This window comes from Cupriavidus mimosae, assembly GCF_023952485.1.
Taxonomy (GTDB): Bacteria; Pseudomonadota; Gammaproteobacteria; order Burkholderiales; family Burkholderiaceae; genus Cupriavidus; species Cupriavidus taiwanensis_C.
The window spans coordinates 1-727 of sequence record NZ_JALHRY010000104.1 but is presented as its reverse complement, the minus strand read 5'-3'; the positions used below and the strand labels follow the sequence as shown (position 1 = coordinate 727).

1 protein-coding gene is annotated in these 727 nt (G+C 64.9%); it reads right to left on the bottom strand.

The window, feature by feature from the left end:
• Positions 1-727 (bottom strand): IS256 family transposase (locus MKD50_RS30525; protein ID WP_252669784.1); only part of this gene is annotated, 727 nt, incomplete at both ends.

Below are 727 nucleotides of genomic sequence, written 5' to 3'. Positions count from 1 at the left end.
GTCGTGTAAATGATCTTGCGGATCGCCGGCGGGAACGTAAAGAACGGGATCACCTGATCCCAGGCGCGACGCCAGGATGCGCCGATCGGTGCATACCGCCGACCCCATTCCCCGTTCTCGAAGGCCGCCAACTCGGCCAGCGCGGCCTCGACGGTGGGGGCCGTGTACACGGGCTTGAGCGCCGCCGCCACGGCGCGGCGCTCCTTCCAGTTGGCGTACTCCAGGCTGTTGCGGATCAGATGCACGATGCAGGTCTGCAGGGTGGTGTTCGGGAACACCGCGGCCAGGGCCTGTTCCATGCCCTTAAGGCCATCGGTCACCGCGATCAGGATGTCTTGGGTACCCCGGGTCTTCAGGTCGTTGAACACCTTCATCCAGAACTTGGCGCCTTCGGTAGTCTCGATCCACAGGCCCAGGATGTCGCGCGTGCCGTCGGGCAGCACGCCCAAGGCCAGGTAGACGGCCTTGTTGCGCACCACGCCGTCCTCGCGCATCTTGACCCGCAGCGCGTCGAAGAACACCACCGGGTACATCACCTCCAGCGGACGGGCCTGCCAGGCGGTGACCTCGTCCATGACCGCATCGGTCACCGAACTGATGAACTCGGGCGAGACCTCGGTGCCGTACTGTTCGGCCAGAAACGCCTGGATCTCGCGCAAGGTCATGCCGCGCGCATACATGGCGATGATCTTGTCGTCGAACCCGGTGAAGCGCCGCTCGTGCTTGG